This window comes from Kitasatospora sp. NBC_00458, assembly GCF_036013975.1.
GTDB lineage: Bacteria > Actinomycetota > Actinomycetes > Streptomycetales > Streptomycetaceae > Kitasatospora.
This window is the reverse complement of the sequence record NZ_CP107904.1, coordinates 2,703,480-2,720,760: the sequence shown is the minus strand read 5'-3', so window position 1 is coordinate 2,720,760 and position 17,281 is coordinate 2,703,480. Positions and strand designations below refer to the sequence as shown.

The following is a 17,281-nucleotide window of genomic DNA, read 5'->3' as shown; positions in this document are numbered from 1 at the left end:
GGACCGCACTGCTCAGCTGGGGCGCAGTGCTCTGACCGGAGACGGGGGCGATCACTCCACCACCCGCCAACTGATCTCGATCACGGCGTCGGGTTCGCGGGCGGCCAGGTCATCCAGCTCGGCACGCAGCTCAGCGAGCATGCGGGCAGCGGTGGTCCGCCCTCCGCCGGAGCGGCGTGGAGCGCGCTGTGTCGAGTTTGACGGCGTGGGAAGCGTCGGGTCTTCGATGGGCAGCGGGGGGTGGCTGGTGGTGGTCCCCAGGTCCACCGAGGCCGCACTGACCGGCGGTTCGACGGGCTCGGGCGGCAGCGTCGGGGTTGGTGCGGGGGCCGCAGCGCGTGCGGCGGCCTGTGCGCGCCGCATCACGTTCACGATCTCCTTCTGGGCCCTGTCGAGCGCTGCGGCGAGAGGTGCCGTCAGCTCGTCCGCCCGCGCGGCTCCGCGCAGTGACTCGAGTACCGCCTGTCCCTCGGGCCCGTTGGAAGCGCCGAGTTCCAGCATCTCCCAGCCGGTCTGGGCGAGCGCGGCGGTGATCCGGTGCGCCGACTTGACGGAGGTGCCGTACCGGCGGGCCGGTACGCCGCCCAGGTCGAAGGAGGCCAGAGTGGTGACGACCTGCTTGGCGCTGTTCGTGCCGCTGCCGGCGACGATCAGCGCGTCCAGCAATTCCGCCGAACGGCGGGCCAGGTAGAGGCGGCCGCTGCTGTCGTCCTCGTCGAGCCCGAGCGTGCGGGCGTGCTTCAGAAGCTGGGCGACCAGGTTGTCCGCCGCCGCCTGCTGCTGCCGAGCGAAGTCGGTGATCTGCTTGGCGAAGTGGCTGACGATCCTTCCGCGCCGCAGGGTCGGGGCCTTCTCGCCGACGATGTCCATGAACCGGGCGCGGGCCTCGTCCCAGTCCTCCTGCTCGGGCTTGGCCTGCTCGCGCAGCGAGTAGTCGGAGCGGATCGCCGAGGGATCGGCGGGGGGCGGATCCACCGGTCCGCCCTGCCTGGTCCAGACGCGGTCGGCCTGCTCGGCGAAGGCAGCGATGACGAGGTTGGCGACGAAGGGGTCAAGCCCGTACGCGTCGGGCTCGTTGATCCAGTCGGTGAGCTTGACCACCGAGAGGACTTCGGAAGTGTCCAGGGACGCAGCCTTCCTGTTGAAATGCTCAACCCAGTGGCGACCGAGCTGGAAGTACGCCTCATGCTGTACACCCAGCTTCAGCGGCCCAGCGATGCGGCGCATCAGGTCCCGGTCCTTGGCAAGCACCTCGACCCGGTCGTCGCCGCTGTCAACGGCCTGGCGGACGTAGCCGAAGACGGTCTTCATGTCGGAGGCCCTGACCGGGAGGTGTTTGCCGTCCGGGTCGAAGTCGGGGTGCGCCGGGTACTGCACGTTCAGCAGCTGTCGTGCGACGTGCCGGGCCGCGTCGTGCAGCGACTGGCCGATGGAGGTGGTCAGCGTGATGTCCGGGATCGGCATGAGGTGCTCGTCGTAGCCGGGTTGCACGTCGGTCTCGGACTTGGCGTTCAGTCCGTATGCCTGGCGAAGCGCCTTCTTGACGGTCTGGATCAGCGTCTCGCGCTGGCCTTCGAGAAGCCCCTTGGCACGCTGCCGGTTGTCAGGATTCAGGTGTGCCGCGTACTGGGTATCGAAGCGCTTGGGGTCATCGAGGGCGGAGTCGATGGTGACCAGGCGCTGGAAGTCGCCGTAGCGGCCTGCGCTGAAGTGGCTCGGGATCCAGCAGACCGTGTTCGGACGGTTGTTCTGGGTGCGGAACTCGCGGACGCGGTTGGCGTCCTCTGCGGGGCCATAGGCGCCCTCGTCGTACGGCATGTCGAAGACGAGCTTCCACGCCGAATCGGTGGACGGCCTGAATTCGTGGTCCTCGAGGTCGTTGCGGTCGGCGATGTTGCCGAAGGCCACCTCGACCGAGCGGGCCGACCCGCGCCAGGTGAACGGCAGCTCGTCACCGGTGAGCCGGCCCTCGGACGACACGCCGAGCTCCTCCCACAGGAGCTTCCTCATCAGCGCGCGCCGGGTGCCGGGGCGGTTGTTGACGTTGGCATTGGCGATCACGGAATCCACGTCCACGCCGACGAGCTCAAGCCGGACGCCCGGGGTGGAGTCGGTGCCGGTCGGCTTGATCTCCGCGAAGCGGGTGGCCCACTCGGCGACCTTGCTCTTTGCCATGCCGATCTCACCGCCGGGGATGGGCGAGGTGATCGAGCCGTGGTTCAGCGCCGTCAGGCGACGCAGCGTCAGGTCGCGTAGCGCGGGGACACTGGGCGCGAGGGCAGACAACAGGAGGGTGCAGATCAGGCGGTTGTCGCCGCGGAAGGCATTGAGGCGCTGGCGTAGCTGCGGGTCGGTGATGGCGGCGGGGCCGGAGTCCGCTGCCACGACGTCGTCCTCGGTGAGGCTGTAGGTCTCGAGGAGGTACGGGCGGAGCTTGTTCTTGTAGAGCTTGTCGGCGGCCTTGAACTCGGCCTTCAACTTGGCGACAAAGGGCTCGTCACCGCCGGCGGCGATCACCTGGTAGAGATCGCCGATGGGGATCAGCTGCTCGAGGCGGGCATCGTTGCGGTGATCGGCGAGCAGCTGGCCCATCAGCTTGAGGCCGGTACGGGAACGCTGAAGCGCGCCGGAGATGTGGACCAGGGTGTCCATGAAGGCGGGGGAGAAGGGGTACGTCAGACGGAACGATGCCTCGTCGGCGCCGGTCGTCCCCTCCTCGGAGCCGAGGAGGATGTCCCAGACCTGGGGCGAGACCCTCTTGGCCTTGGCGAAGGCCGTGTCGATACGGGCTTCGGCTGCAGCGTCGATGGGCTGGAGCAGTCGCTTATTGGCGATGACGGGGAGGTTGCGGTCCTCGAGCGTGATCAGGTCGAAGCGACCGGACGCCAGGCTGAGCGTGTCCTGGATCGCGGCCTCGGCGGAGCCGGAGACCTCCTCGCCGACGAGCTCACGCAGATCGCGTTGGCGGGCGATGAACGAGATGACCGGAATCGCGCGGCGGGCGTCGCCGCCCTCGATGAAGTTGGTGATCTTGCCAGCCTCGCGGGCGACGAACTTGCTGTCGTGGATCGAGTTGGCCAGCCAGAGGATCAGCTCGTCGAGGAACAGGATCACACCGTCGTAGCCGAGGGCCTTGGCGTGCTCGGCGATGATGCCGAGACCGCGGTCGAGGGAGATGAAGCCGTACTCGTCCTCGGCCGCGTTGCTGAAGAACCCGGGGAACCAGCTGATCAGCGCATCGTGCACCAGCTTGGCACGGAGCTCGGCGGGGGTGGTGGGGGCGACGATGTTGATCGGAGCCGCTTGGTCGACGTCGTCATCGTCGCGAACGATCTGCTCGGCGTGGATGGCTGCGTCGAGCTTCTCGGTCGTCCAGGCGAATGCGTCGCCCCACTCGTCGTCTACTACTGCCTCGTCTCCGGACTCCGCTAGTTTGGAGATGAACAGGTCGTCGCCGACGTTGCGGCGGGTGGCCTGAATGTTCTCCATGAGGGAGTCGGTGCGGTAGACCTGCGGGGTCGGCGCTTCGGGGTGCAGAGCCTTGATATGGGCGACGTACCCGCCGAGAACCCGCTGCTCCAGGGACTTCGCACCGAGCATGTGGTAAGGCACGAGCAGAAACCGCTTACGGGCGTGCTGTGCCGTACCGCCGCCCAGCCAATCGGCGTTGCGGGCGAGGAGGTCGGTGAACTCCTCACGGGCGCGGGCCGCCTGGTCACCCCGGAGGAGGGCATGCAGAACGGCCATAAAGTGCGACTTACCGGAACCGAAGGAGCCGTGGAGGTAAGCGGCCTTTGAGGTTTGGCCCTCGAGGGCGGCGCGGATGAGCCCCGTGGCCTCGTCGAAGTTCTCCACCAGACGGTCGGTGATGACGTAGTCCCGCAAGGCGGCAGCTGAGCCCTCCTCGGTGACGGCCTCGGCGAGCTTGAGGACGAAGTCCGAGGTGGAGATGCGGGGCTTGATGTCGATGACCTCCCGCAGCAGCGGGGGCTGCGGCGGGGTGCCGGGGGAGGACTGACGGTTGGTGGCCACGGGGGTCTCGCTTCTGCGTTCCTGGGAGTGAGGGGTGGTCAGATATGGGAGTCGGAAGCTGGCTCGGGGAGCGTGTCAGGAGCCGGTGTGGCCGCCTTCTTGGTCTTCCGGGCAGTAGCTGCACGCCCACGGGCGGGCGGGGCCGGGCGCCAGGAGCGGAGGTCGTCGTCGGTGATGCCGAACTCACCCTGCAGGTTGGTACGGAATCCCTCGAAGAAGCCGGCGGGGCTACCGGAGTACATCGCGTCGAACTCGTTGTGCCACTGCATCAGCCATGGCTGGAGCTCGAGCAGCCCGGCGAGCAACGGGAGCAGCTCGTCTCGGTCCGCACCATTCTGGTAACGCTCGGTGATGTGCACAGCGAGGGCCTGTGCTTGCTCACGGTGATCCCAGCCGGCCCAGCCGAGGAGGGCCGGAGAGAGGTAGGAGACGAAGCGCTCCTTTGGCACGTCGAGCTTGCCGCGAGCCTTCCAGTACGACGGCTTGAGGAAGTCGGCGGAGGTGTACTTCGGTGGGACGGGGATCGCGTCGCGGACCTTCCTCTTCGACGGCTCGTCAGGTGCGGCATCCTCGCGACGCTGCTCCGCCCAGACCTCTTCCCACTGAATGCGCTTGGTCATGCCGGTGGGCTTATAGCGTAGGGCGGGAAGGAATGGGACATGTTCGTCCGAGAGCAGCGCGGCGACGGTGTCGGCGAGGCCCTTTTGCGGTGCGTAGAGCGCGGCGACGGAAACGAAGTCCTCGTCCTGGGTCAGCTCGCTGACGAGCGAGGAGACTGTCTGGATACGGGGCTGCTCGACGACGTTTTCGTCGTAGGAGTACCAGAAGTGGCGCGCCTCGATGCGCCCGAGCAGCCAGGCGCGTAGCGCCTGAGCTTCAAGCTTCTCCCAGCCTTCGGTCTGCCAGCGGCGCTTGTACTCGGGGCGCTCGATGAGGTTGATCGCACGGGAGGACTCGATAGCGGCGATCCGGGCGTTGACAATTGTTTTGTACTCGTCGGACCAGTGGTCGGGAAGCTCGGTAATGGGAATAGAGTTATGATGGCTGAACCATCGGGTTTCTACCTCACCTTGTGCAACTTTACGAGCCAAGACGATCTCAAATGCACGCTGCCCCAATGCAAGATCGGGAACTTGTTCTCCGGTCATTCGGAGATCATCTGCGTGCAAGCCATATAGTGCATATACCTGCCAGTCCAGCTCCTCTTGATAGGAAATCATTTTAGCCCGAACTCTTTCCCATTTCTCGCGCGCTGAACGGAGTGCTTGCCGCGTTGGCGCGCCGCCAGCCCCAGGCGTCGGTGCGATTGCAGACGTCATCTCGCGGGCTAGTGAGTCGAGGGTTGCCGTGAGTGAAACGGGAAAGTGTGCAGGAATTGGTAGCTTCTCAAGATTTGTGCCATTGAATTCATAGTTCCACGACCATGGCTGATCCGCCATGCCGCTCGATGCCGTAGCATTTCCCTTGCAGAAGCAGTACTGCTTCAGCCAGAAGCAAGCTGTGGAGCTGTTCAGAATTCCAAGGAGGCCAAAATGCTTCTCTTCTGTCGAGCCACTCTTGAGCTTTACCACTGGGGCGGTTCGCGTGGCTGCGTAGCCATTGCGATTTAGCGTGAAATGATTATGGGTTGCTACGAATGCCAGATTGAGAGACCAGGGGTGCGCTTCGCTATCTTTGGGGAGTTGATGCCACTTCCACCAGGGCTTATTGTCTTGAAAATAAGTGTTCCCAGAGAAGGTTGATCGATTTCCCAGCTCGGTCCGGTTGCTCCAGAGGAGCCGTGAAAGATTTGGCATACGGTTGATTGGCGCCAGTTGGCGCAAATCATCGTATGGATGGTAGACGTGACTGCCGCTGGTGAATGTGTAGTCGCGCGTATCTTCGCCGATGCAGATTTTCCTAATGTAATCAGGCTCTGCGGCTGCACGAGCAAGTACATCCCCGGGGAAGATCATTGCATCATCGGCATGAGTATCGCCGTAGAATCCAATCCGAAGGACATGATCGCTCAGGTGGGACGAGCTGATCGTTTCGAGCTGATTTACTAGATCTAGGCCACCGTCATTAAGAATCCAAGGCTTCTTGCCAAAATACTGGCCGCGGTCCAGGTCATCCACCGAGACCCAGGGGCTCGCGGATCCGGGTGTGTCGATCTGATCCACGATTGCTTGCCATGCCGGACCTGGCTTGCTATCGACCTCTGAGGCGGATTCGCTCTGAATTCCCCGGACAGTGCGAACCGTAGTTGCGCGGGCGGCTCCGGATCGTCGTCGCCCAATCAGAATGATGGTTGGAGTCTTATGGCCCGGAATAACGGCAACTGATGTGTCGATAACTTCGGTAAGTTCGACCTTATGTGCGAAGTACTGTTCGATCAGCTTGGATCCGAATTCTCTCTTTGTGAAAGAGTTCGACGTGATTTGTCCTACGAAGCCATATTCGCGACCATCGGTTCGGCCGGTGCGGGCCAGCTGAAAGAATCGTTCTGCGAACGGCACTGATAGTGCATAGATGCCCGCGCATGACTTGTATAGATCCCTGTAAAGCGCGTTAAGCTTTTTGTCTTTCACCGTAATGTAAGGCGGGTTTCCTACGACAACGTGGTAGCTGCCCTCCTCCAGGATCCCCTTGTGCTCTTGCACGTCCTCCGTCGCGTATGCGAACTCGGCCAGCGGGTCGCCCGTGGTCTCACCCAACAGTGTTAGCTCCAGCTGCCGGTGCTTGATGAGCGAGTCGCCCACCGCCAGGTGCATAGGCCAGTCGTACTTCCCGGCCTCCACGAGCGTTCGCACGTCCGCCGCCGACATCCCCGCGACCAGCAGTCGGAATCGCGCGATCGCCACCGCGAACGGGTTGATGTCCACCCCGTGCACGGAGTTCATCGCCGCCCGGACCCGCTCGTGCGCATCCTTGCCCGGCCGGCCCTTCGTCCACAGGCCGAACAGTCGCCAGAACGTCCCCAGCACGAAGTGGCCCGATCCACATGTCGGGTCGATCATGCGGATACCCTCGTACCCGAACTCGAGCACGGCCTTGTCCAGCGTCCGGTCGAGGATGAACTCCTCCACGAACTCCGGGGTCTGCAGCAGCGCGTACGTCTTCCTCGCCGACTCCGACAGGTCCTGGTACAGGTCTCCGAGGAACCGCGTGTCCCACCCGCTCGGCACGCCGTCCGCGTCCACGACAAGCGGGTCGGCGAAGTTGTGCACCAGCGAGCCGTCCTCGCCGCGCAGTCGCCAGAACGCCACCAGCTCCTTCGCGCCGTCGTGTGAGATCGGAACCTGGAACAGCGCGTTGTGCTTCTCGTCGAACAGCAGACGCCCCGCTTGGCCTGCGCCGATCTCCCCGAACGCAGCCAGTAGCCAGTCACGGTGAGTCCGCGCTGCGTCCGCAGCGAGGAACTCCTCCTGCCGTTCCTCCGCCAGCGCGAAGCGCTCCCGTTCCGGGCCCGCCAGATACGGCTCGCCGATCAGCCCGTTGTCCTCGCAGAACCGCACGAACACCGTACCCAGAACCCACGCGACAGCAGCCTGCGTGGCTCGCTCGCCGCTCCACTCGGTCCAGGTACTCGCCGTACGCCCGACCTCCCGCGCTTTGTCGTACTCCGCGCGCAGTCGGTCCCGTACCTCTGGCACCGCCGGGATCTGCTTCTTCAGGTCAGCCTCGACAAGCTTCACCTGCTTGATCAGGTCCGCCAACAGCGCCTTGCGGTCGATCACTGCGAATCTCCAGTCCCGTTCACGTTCGCCATCGCCGGTGCGGCTGGCAGCTTTTTCTCGTTCACCCAAGCATCGTTGAGCTTGACCCACTCGTTAAGGCCTGCCTGATACGGCACCACCGTCGCCCCGAAGTGCGGCGGTGCCGTGGCGTCCGACTGCGGACACAGCAGCCAGAGGCCGCGTCGACCCTGCCGCGCCCATTCGGCGAGCCGGTGCAGGACGCCCATTGCGTCGTACCGGGCGAAGACCGCCGCGTCGGTCACCAGCAACGGACTGCTTTCCCCTGTTCGCACCAGATCCGTGAGTCGCGCCTCGGCCGCGCCCCAAGCAGTGACGGCATACTCGCTGAACTTCATCCGCGCCGTCGTTCCGGCCGGCGCGACGTCCGCACGCAGGATCGTCTCCCAGGTCGGCCTGGGGCGAGGATCCACTTGCTCGTGCAGCGCGGCCAGGAAGAGGCCTGCCGCGGACACTGGCTCGACGCCGTACTCCCGCACGAGCGCTTCCCGCGCCGCGCCTGCCACCTGGGTACGGACGGTCAGCACTCTGAACCCATCGCGCTCCCGAGCGTCCGCGAGCTGCTGGTCGGCGCGGGCCTGCAAGCGCTCCTCAGGATTGTCGGAGTAAAGCTGCGTCGTCGCCGGCCTGGACGAGCTACGATCGGAGCCGCGGCCGGGGATCACGGTCATGAACGTAGCCCCGGTGGTCCTGCCGTCCATGGGGCGAGGGATGTAGCGCTCCTGGCGGCTTCCTTCGCGGACGCCCAGCACGAGGTCGAATCCAGCCTCCGCCAGCGCCCGTGACAGCGCGCCGCCCTCCGGTAGCTCCGCTGACAACTCTGGGAAGCGTGCCCGTACATGCCTGTGGACGTCCGCCGCGGTGAGCCCCGGCTGCAGTTCGGTCGGCAGCTCTGGCACCCATCGCACCACGCCGGCCTGGGTAATCCGCAGAGCACGCACCAGGGACAGGTCGCGCGGATAGATCTCCAGACGAGGTGTCGCGGCCGCCCGCTGGGAAGCAGCAGCTGCCAACGTCACCATCCGGCGCTCGTCCCACTCGGGCACATTGCCGCTCGGTTGGGCGACGGCTGACAGCTCTGTCAGTACTGTCCCCGAAGTCGGCAGTGTCTCCGAGCGGGCCAGTCGGTCGGCGACCTTGCCGAGTCGTGCCGCGTAGTCCAAGAGCCCGGGGGCGGACGGGGTATCGGGCGCGTCGATGGCCTCGCGGTATTCCAGCGCCAGCAGCCCCGCGCCAAGGACGTCATCGGCCGCGTCCCGGTTCGCTAGGTGAGCGATCGCCTTGTCATCCCGCTTCAGCTGGTCGATCTCCACCGCGACCCGGACCGCTGCGAGCGCCAGGGCCCGGCGATGCCGCTTGTCCTGCAGCTGGGTGCCACGCCGTACGGCGAGAGCATCCGCGATCTCCACCGCAGAAGCTACACGCCCCAGGCCGGCGAGCAGCTCGATGACCTCAGCCCGGACCTGCTCGATCGCAGGGTGCTTGGCCCAGCGGCGGCGCTGCTCGGAGACGATCTGCGCGACCCGGCCCTGCGTGATGCCGACCTGCTGGTAGAAGTCGCTCTGCCGAGGCCAAGCATGGCCGCCCGGCAATTCGCTGTTCTCGCCTGGCAGGCGTAGCAGCAGACGCACGGTCTCCACCGTTTTGCGATTGCTGCTTTGCCTGTTCAGCTCGGGGACGAACAGCGTCGCCAGAATATCCAGACTGAAGCGGCGCAGGGTCTGCGTCGAGAACGTGGAGGGATCGGCTCCGGATGTGACGGCCAGCCGCGCGACCTCCGCCTCCAGCTCGCTGAGCTCAGCGCCCGCAGCCTCCCGCCCCTCCGCGCCCAGCGGTGCGGCCGGCTGCTGGGCGAGGGCGATGCGCCACTGCTTCATCCGGTCCTGCAGCTCACGGCGGGTCTTGGCACCCAGACCCGGCTTGTTCACCAAACCACGTTGGCTCAGGTCGAGCAGATCCTGCACGGTCGTCAGACCGAGGCCGTGAACGAAGGAGACCGCGGCCGGGCTGAGGCCGGAAAGGTCGAGCAGGGTCCCGGAGGTGACCTGCGCTGCGAGCGCGTTGCGATGATCCGAGACGCTCTCCGGCTCGGCCTCCGTGACCGCTGCCTCGGCAGAGGTGTCCCCTTCGGCGACAGTCTGCTGCTCCGGACCGGTCGGGGCAGACGGGTCGGCGTGGCGAGTGCGGCTGGAAGGCCGGACTTCATCCAGTGCGAGGAAGATTCGCTTCCACGCGTCCCGCATCGGCTTCAGGTCGCTGAATCGTTTGGCGACGTCCCGATGGAGCGCCTGCGCGAAGAAGGCGATCAGCGCGTCCCGGACCTGCGGGTCGAAGGCGTCGGCCGCCACCCGGGCTGTCGGGAAGGCGACCGGATCGGTCTGTCTCGGCAGGGCACGGCCGTCGCCCCAGACGGGCAGCTCGGCAGATGCCATCTCGTGCAGAGTCACAGCGACGGCATAGCGCTCCGCGTGTGCGTCGTAGACACTGCGGGTCAGCGTGCCGATGAAAGGGTCGAGATAGCCCTCTGTCCCAGCCTCGACCTCCTTGACGTCAAGATTGGCCAGCGAGAAGTCGATCAGCACCAGCTCGCGGGTGCGATTGGGACGCACCCGGATTGCGATGTTGTCCGGCTTAATGTCGCGATGCCAGACACCCTCGCCCTCCAGGAAGTCCACCGCGCCGAACAGGTAGTCCCCGTAGGCGTCCAGCTGGTCGATCGTCAGCCGACCCTGCTCACGCAGTTGCCGGGCGACAGTCTCCTGCTTGCTCCTACCTTCCAGAGCGGCACGCTCGTCACCGACGTACTCAAGGACCAGCACCGTCCGACCGCCGATCAGCACCGGTTCGGGCACCTTTAGGCGGATCACCCGGGAGTCCGGGCGCAGCAGGGACATGCTTTCAGCCTCGCGGCGCAGCACCGCAGCTCGGTTGTCCGAGAGCGCGATCTTCAGTACTGCGAGGCTACGGGTCTTGCCTTCCTCTTCCACTGTGAGGTCGCGGACGAGGAAAGCCCGACTGGTGGAGCCGGTGCCTATCCGGCGCAGCACCTCCCAACGTCCCGCCAGGACCTGCCCGGCCACGGCCTGGAGGGGGTCCGGCTCCGGTTCCGGCTCGGGCTTTGTGTGAGCCGGGACCGTGCCGGCGTCTGCCGCCGACTGCTTCTTGGCGTCATGTCCAGCACTACCCGTGCCTGCAGTCGGCTCGGTGATCGCGGACTCGACGTCCTCTAGCAACTCCAGAAACTCGTCCACCGTTGCCAGGCGTCGCTGCGGGTCGTAGGCGGTGGCGCAGTCGACCAGCAGATCGAGATCCTGTGGCACCCCGTCCTTGACGGCGCCGGGCCGCAGGCCTTCGTCCTGCTCCAGCTTCGCCTCCAGCTCTGCCTGGCTGGACGCAGGAGCTTGGCCGGTGACCAGCAGGTAGGTGAGCACGCCCAGGCCGTACACATCGAGCGCGATCGGGTCAGCGTCACGGACCGTCAGCTCCGGTGCCAGGTAGGGGTCTGCCGCTTCGGAGAGGTGCTGGCCGAGGTGTGAGGCGCGCGTCGGCGCCAGACCGGCCCGCTCCAGCGCCGCTGTCCCGCCCTGGCTGGCGGAGCCCGAGCGCAGCGCGACCTGCCAGTCCGAGAGCTGAAGTCGGGGCGTCAGCCAGGCCGCGTCCTCGCTGGCGCCCGGCGTGCGTCGCACGGGGACGACGTGCACTGCCCGCGCGGAGAGCGTCCGGTGGTAGAGACGGCGGCTGTGGGCGGAGCGGACGGTCTCGGCGAGCTGCCGGACCAGTGCCATCCTGGCTGGCAGGTCGAGCTTCTCGCCATACTGGGCCATGTACTCGTCCAGGCGCAGGGTTCGCTGGTCATACTTGAAGATCAGCGCTGGGCCTGCCGAGTGGCCCGAAGCGTCGTACTGCGCCAGCTGGACAACGCCGGGATGACGGAAACCGGTGAGAACCGCGGCCTCGCGCCGGGCAGCTCGCTCCACCGACTCCTGGAGCGACTGGTCCGCGCCGCGCTCGCGCAGATAGATTCGGACCCGCGCTACCTCCTGAAGGTCGGCGTGGTGCCCCAGGTAGTCGGCCCAAGTGGGCCCGCTGTCGAACGCCTTGCGGTCGAGCCGGTACGGGCCAACCCGGTACTCCGCGTTGCTGCGGGCGATGCCGATGCGGGCCAGCAGGCGCGTGAGCTGGGCGGAGTCCACACTCTTGATCCGGCTGGCCTCGTCGCGCGGCGGCCGGGACAGGTGCTCGACCAGCCCCTTCACGTCAAAGACCCCGTTGCGATCATGGGACGGGAGGCGCACATCAAGGGCGTTGTCGGTAAAGCAGACGGCCTCGGAGACCCACCAGCGCTTGCGATCGTGCGGCCCGGCGCTCTGGGAGAGCAGGCTGGCCAGTTCCTTGGCCTTCTTGTTGGCCAGATGCAACGGGTTACTGTGAGCGACCTGGCGGCCGCTCGGCTGAGTCTGCAGCCAGGTGCCGTTGCGAGACTCGACCGAGCCGTGCCAATCCTTGAGCTCGATCAGATGTACGCCGCCAGGCGTGACAACCAGCAGGTCGACCTCACGCACGTGCCCGCTGTTGGCGGTGAAGGTGAAGTTGGACCAGGCGCGCCACGGGTCAGCGTTCGGCAGCTGCCGGCGGATGGCACTCAACCCGCGGCGCTCGTGCTCGAACTCGGAGTCGGTGACCGTCGTCCAGCGGCCATCCTCCATCACGCCTGCCTACTCCTTCCGCCCAGCCGACCGTGGGCCTGCCGTCGGGCTTCTCCATCCTCCATCACGGCCCCTGAGCCCAGCTTATCCTCCTCGAAGGTCCCCGAACTGGCGTAATCGAGCAGCTCAGGCATGCCAGCTGCACGTCGTAAGGTCTCCAGCGCCATCTGGTTCTCGTGAGGGAGGGCGCCGCTCGGCTGCCCGACCCGTTTCGGAGCGTCCGTGCCGAGTATGAGAATGTCGGTAACGTGGACCACGTCGTCCTGCTGCGCGGCATTCCGCCGCAGCTCAGGTACGCCGCGGACGGCTCCGCCGGTCAGAGGTGGATCGCCTCACCAAGCACAGCCCGGCTAGCGGCGACTCGGTCCTCAAGAAGGTCGCCCTTGTGCAGCGGCAGCTAACCGCAGACGGTGACAGTGTTGACCTGCTGATGGCCGTCACCGGTGTTCGCTACGACACGACCGGGGTGTCGTCGAGGACGGGGCCGGCAGCAGCGCCATCTTGGTCGCTGGCAGCTTCCCTCCTCGCACCAGACTTCCTTGTCGACAGCACCTTCCGCATGGTTGCTGGCACTGACCGCACCATCGTCCATAGCCTTCAGCTGTGGGCCACAACCGACCCGTATGACGCTGCGGTGATGCCTGACGTGGCGGGGTACCAGCTTGGTCAAGGCGGCGATCGCAGCTGTGACCACCAATTCCACCGAGGATCCACTCGACTACCTGCTCGACCAGAATCTGCTCGTCTCTAAGCTTCTCCGCTGTACCCCGCTCTGTTCGGCCTCCCACCTCTCCTCGCCACCCCGCGAGTTTCCCAGCCGTTGGTGGAGCTGGCTATACCAGACCGCCTGCGTTCACCGTGCAGGCGTGTCATGGAACGGGCGGCCAAGACCAACCACGCGGCTGTCCCCCTGCTGGATCAGGATCGTCAGTGAGCACTACCACCATAGCGACTTAGCGCGTCCACAGCCGACGGCTACTCACCGTTACGGAACGGCGAGGCGAGATGCGCCGCTTGAGACCACCGAGTGGTCTGGGTCGAGATCGAACTCATTTCACGTCCATCTCACACCGCGAGCTGGCCAGCACTCGGTGCCCGCGCCCGCATGCGCGTTTCCGCAGGTCAGCAACGTACTGGCCTGCGGAAACGTTGAGAGATCGAACTGCGTCTCCGCAGGTCGGAGGGTTTCCTACAGGTCGTAGTAGAGCTCGAACTCGTGGGGGTGGGGGCGGAGGGCGATGGGGGCGATCTCGTGGGTGCGCTTGAAGTCGATCCACGTCTCGATCAGGTCGGGCGTGAAGACGTTGCCCGCGAGCAGGTACTCGTGGTCGGCCTCCAGGGCCTCCAGGACGGCCGGGAGGGAGGACGGCACCTGGGGGACGTTGGCGTGCTCCTCGGGGGCCAGCTCGTAGAGGTCCTTGTCGACCGGCTGCAGCGGCTCGATCTTGTTCTTGATGCCGTCCAGGCCGGCCATCAGCATGGCGGCGAAGGCCAGGTACGGGTTGGAGGCCGGGTCGGGCGCGCGGAACTCGATGCGCTTGGCCTTGGCGTTGGAGCCGGTGATCGGGATGCGGATCGCGGCCGAGCGGTTGCGCTGCGAGTAGACCAGGTTGACCGGGGCCTCGAAGCCGGGCACCAGGCGGTGGTAGGAGTTCACCGAGGGGTTGGTGAAGGCCAGCAGCGACGGGGCGTGCTTGAGCAGGCCGCCGATGTAGTACCGGGCGGTGTCGGAGAGGCCGGCGTAGCCCTGCTCGTCGTAGAAGAGCGGCGAGCCCTCGGTCCACAGCGACTGGTGGACGTGCATGCCGGAGCCGTTGTCGCCGAAGATCGGCTTCGGCATGAAGGTGGCCGTCTTGCCGTTGCGCCAGGCGACGTTCTTGATGATGTACTTGAACAGCATCAGGTCGTCGGCGGCGTGCAGCAGGGTGTTGAACTTGTAGTTGATCTCCGCCTGGCCGGCGGTGCCGACCTCGTGGTGCTGGCGCTCGACCTCCAGGCCGGCCTTGGCCAGCTCCAGGGACATCTCGGCGCGCAGGTCGGCGAAGTGGTCGACCGGCGGGACGGGGAAGTAGCCGCCCTTGTACTTGACCTTGTAGCCGCGCGCGTCGCCCTCGGCGGAGCCGGTGTTCCAGGCGCCGGCCTCGGAGTCGATGTGGTAGTACGAGGCGTTCGCGCTGGTGTCGAACCGCACCGAGTCGAAGACGTAGAACTCGGCCTCGGGGCCGAAGAAGGCGGTGTCGGCGATGCCGGAGGAGGCGAGGTAGGCCTCGGCCTTCCTGGCGACGTTGCGCGGGTCGCGGCTGTAGGCCTCGCCGGTGACCGGGTCCTGGATGAAGAAGTTGATGTTGAGGTGCTTCTCCTGGCGGAACGGGTCGAGCCTCGCCGTGGCGAGGTCGGGGACCAGGGCCATGTCGGACTCGTGGATCGCCTGGAAGCCCCGGATCGACGAGCCGTCGAACATCAGGACCTCGGACGGGTCGAACGTCGCCGCGGGTACGGAGAAGTGCTGCATGACGCCGGGCAGGTCGCAGAACCTGACGTCGACGAACTTGACGTCGTTCTCCTGGATGAACTGCTTCACTTCGGTGGCGTTGTTGAACATTCGTCCTCCTCGGCGTGCGAATGGGGCTCACCCTAGGAATGGCCCGTTTCCGACCGGTGACCCAGTCGTTTCCTGAATGTTAACCGCCGTGGTCGGAGGGGCGGCAAAGCCGTACGGTCTCGGACAAAACGCCTCGCCCGCCCAGGTCGGGCCCGTGAAGTGGTCTGGACCACTCGGGAAGGGTGAGGGAAAGCCCGGGTGACGCGGTTCACTCTTCGGGGGAAGGCTCCGGGCCTCCTCCGGAGCTTCTCCGGGACTCCCCGGGGGAGGCGGTGCCGGAGCCGGGTGTATGCCCGGTTAGTGTGGATCGGTGGACACCAGAGAAGCGTTGGGATCGTGGATCGACGGCCCGAAGGCGGCCGCCGAGAAGATGGGCGCCGACTTCGGCTACCGCGGTGAGCGCCTCGGACTGCCGCAGGAGGGTCCCGGCTCGATCGGCGGCCCGGGCCGCCGGATGGGCGCCCTGTTCGTCGACGGCTGGCTGGTCGCGCTGGTCTCCTTCGGGCTGATCGGCAAGGGCACGGCGGCTTCGGCCAACATGTGGACGACCCCGCTGTTCTTCACCGTCACCGTGCTGCTGCTCGCCACCACCGGGACGACCGTCGGCAAGCGGCTGTTCGGCCTGCGGGTGGTCCGCCTGGACGGCGGCCGGGCCACCATCCCGCAGGTGCTGCTGCGCACGGTGCTGCTCTGCCTGCTGGTGCCGGCCCTGGTCTGGGACCGCGACACCCGGGGTCTGCACGACAAGGCGGTCGGCACGGTCGAGGTCAGGATCTGATCGGACCGGGAGCCGACCCGGCGGCGAGCCGGGACCGGAGGCTCGGGACCGGAGCCCGGGATCGGAGGCTCGGCCACGGAGGCTCGGCCACGGCCGTGATCCGCGAGCCGGGGCCCCGTCCGAGAGCCTCGGGAGCCCCCGGGAGGGGAGGCCCCCCGGAGCCCCCGGAGCCCCCGGGCCAGGCGGTCAGGATCGCCGACCGGCGTCGCGCCCGACCCACCGGAAGCGCAGGAACCGGAAACGTAAGAACGGCCCCGCCGCGGAGCTTCCGCGGAGGGGCCGTTCTGTTTCGACGGGGGAGGGGGTCAGCGGACCCGGCCATCCTTGGGCATCCGGGCGCCCTTGGGCATCGGGCCCTTGGGGATCGGCGCCTTGGAGAGCAGGTCGCCCAGCGCCCGCAGGCGGTCGTTGGTCTCGGTGACCTGGGAGGCGGTGATGGCACGGGGCAGGCGCATCAGGTGGATCTGCAGCTTCTTGAGCGGGATCTCGCCCTCGCCAGTACCCACCACGATGTCGTGCACCGGCACGTCGCCGACGACCCGGGCCATCTTCTTCTTCTCGGACGCCAGCAGCTGGCGGACCCGGTTCGGGTTGCCCTCGCCGATCAGCGCGATGCCGGCCCGGCCCACGGCGCGGTAGACCGCGTCCTGGTTACGGGTGACCGCGACCGGGGTGGAGCTCGCGCTCCAGCCTCGCCGGATGTTGTTCAGCACCGCCGCGACGGCCCCGGGCTGCCCCTCCATCTGTCCGAACGCGGCGCGCTCGGCCCGGCGCCCGAAGACGATCGCCATGGCCAGGAAGGCCACGATGAAGCCCAGGATGCCCAGGTAGACAGGGTGCTCGATCGCGAAGCCGATGGCGAGGAACACGCCGAAGGTCAGCAGGCCGACGCCGGCGATGATCAGGCCGATCTTGGTGTCGACCTTCTTGGTCATGGTGTACGCCAGGCGGATCTGCTTCAGTCGCCCGGGGTTCTCGGATGTTTCCCTCGCCATAACGCTCATGGTACGTGGCGTGGGTACGGGATATCCAAGCCCGGGTCCCCGTTCGCCCCGAACCGTGACCCGTGCGCCCCCGTACCGACGTCCTCCGTCAGTGCCCCGCGGCCTTCGCGGGGACGGTCGCGACCCGGGCGTCCCGCTCCCTGTCGGCGGCGTACTGACGGTTCTCGCAGACCGCTGACCAGGCATTTCGCCGGGCCTGGCGCTGACCGCCCGCCAGCAGCACGCTCTCGGCCAGCCTCAGCGCGGTGCCCATGGACCGGATACCGACCCGCATGCCGAACAGCTCCTCTCGTGCCGGGGAGATTCTCCGCGAAGACCTGTTCGTCCCCGCTGTCGCGCGGCCGCGAGGTGCCGTGGCCGAGAAGAATCGAACGATCGCGACCCCGCCATCGTCCCCACCCCGTGTTACCAGTCCGTGACCA

Annotated in this window: 7 protein-coding genes; 1 reads left to right on the top strand and 6 read right to left on the bottom strand. The window is 66.7% G+C overall.

The features are described from left to right. Positions 1 to 51: 51 nt before the first annotated feature. The 4 genes from pglY to glnA form a co-directional block, all read right to left on the bottom strand. Entirely contained in the window at positions 52 to 4,032 is a 3,981-nt protein-coding gene (gene pglY / locus OG550_RS10670) for a BREX-2 system ATPase PglY (RefSeq protein ID WP_327676456.1), read from the bottom strand. Positions 4,033 to 4,070: 38 nt separating this feature from the next. After that, positions 4,071 to 7,751 carry a BREX-2 system adenine-specific DNA-methyltransferase PglX gene (gene pglX, locus OG550_RS10665; protein ID WP_327676455.1) on the bottom strand — a complete coding sequence of 1,227 codons (3,681 nt, stop codon included), beginning with the start codon at positions 7,749 to 7,751 and terminating at the stop codon, positions 4,071 to 4,073. After that, positions 7,748 to 12,475 (bottom strand): BREX system serine/threonine kinase PglW, encoded by a 4,728-nt coding sequence (pglW, locus tag OG550_RS10660; protein ID WP_327683802.1) that lies wholly within the window; start codon positions 12,473 to 12,475, stop codon positions 7,748 to 7,750. Before pglW ends, pglX begins: the two co-directional genes overlap by 4 nt. 1,189 nt (positions 12,476 to 13,664) lie before the next feature. Continuing rightward, positions 13,665 to 15,077, bottom strand: a complete 1,413-nt coding sequence (glnA, locus tag OG550_RS10655) for a type I glutamate--ammonia ligase (RefSeq protein ID WP_327676454.1) — start codon at positions 15,075 to 15,077, stop codon at positions 13,665 to 13,667. A 310-nt stretch (positions 15,078 to 15,387) separates the two neighbouring features. Here glnA and OG550_RS10650 point away from each other — a divergent pair, with 310 nt between their 5' ends. Further along, the gene (locus OG550_RS10650; RefSeq protein ID WP_327676453.1) at positions 15,388 to 15,855 is read left to right on the top strand and encodes an RDD family protein; all 468 of its coding nucleotides are present in this window, start codon (positions 15,388 to 15,390) and stop codon (positions 15,853 to 15,855) included. 305 nt (positions 15,856 to 16,160) lie between these two features. On the opposite strand, the gene OG550_RS10645 is transcribed toward OG550_RS10650, so the two are convergent. Both OG550_RS10645 and OG550_RS10640 read right to left on the bottom strand, forming a co-directional pair. Continuing rightward, positions 16,161 to 16,850 (bottom strand): DUF4191 domain-containing protein, encoded by a 690-nt coding sequence (locus OG550_RS10645; RefSeq protein ID WP_327676452.1) that lies wholly within the window; start codon positions 16,848 to 16,850, stop codon positions 16,161 to 16,163. Between the two features lie 97 nt (positions 16,851 to 16,947). Beyond that, positions 16,948 to 17,133: a hypothetical protein gene (locus OG550_RS10640; RefSeq protein ID WP_327676451.1), complete on the bottom strand. Its 186-nt coding sequence runs from the start codon at positions 17,131 to 17,133 to the stop codon at positions 16,948 to 16,950. Positions 17,134 to 17,281: the final 148 nt, after the last annotated feature.